Below are 636 nucleotides of genomic sequence, written 5' to 3'. Positions count from 1 at the left end.
TCGAGAGCAAGAAGAAATTGACCAAAGAGCAGAACAAATTTGGAAAGTGATGTCACTGTGTATGCAGCGTGGTTTCGATACTGAAGGGATCCTTGAAGGGGGCTTGAACGTCACTCGCCGAGCTCCGAATCTGTTGAAAAAACTAGAAGCGAATGCAGCAGTTGAAAATGATCCAATGGAGATCATGGACTGGATTAACTTGTTTGCCTTTGCGGTCAGCGAAGAGAACGCGGCAGGCGGGCAAGTCGTTACATCACCAACTAACGGTGCCGCAGGTGTTATCCCAGCAGTATTGATGTACTACCATCGATTCATCAAAGAGCTGGACCTTAAGCAATTAAAAGACTTTCTCGCCGTTGCTGGAGCGATTGGTATTTTATACAAAACCAACGCGTCCATTTCTGGGGCGGAAGTCGGCTGTCAAGGTGAGGTGGGAGTTTCCTCTTCTATGGCAGCGACTGGCCTAACCGCCTTGCGAGGAGGCAGCAACGAGCAAATTTGTATCGCAGCTGAAATTGCAATGGAACACTCTCTAGGTATGACCTGCGACCCAATAGGGGGACTGGTTCAAGTGCCTTGTATTGAACGCAACGCGATGGGCGCAGTAAAAGCGATTAACGCATCACGAATGGCACT

At 48.9% G+C, this 636-nt stretch carries 1 protein-coding gene; it reads left to right on the top strand.

Annotated features, from left to right (window positions below; translation table 11 throughout):
• On the top strand, nt 1–636 hold a 636-nt coding region (locus tag R7R24_RS27835), incomplete at both ends, for an L-serine ammonia-lyase (protein WP_318120307.1).

This window comes from Vibrio sp. 704 (genome assembly GCF_033339295.1).
This window is presented reverse-complemented; position numbering and strand designations above follow the sequence as displayed.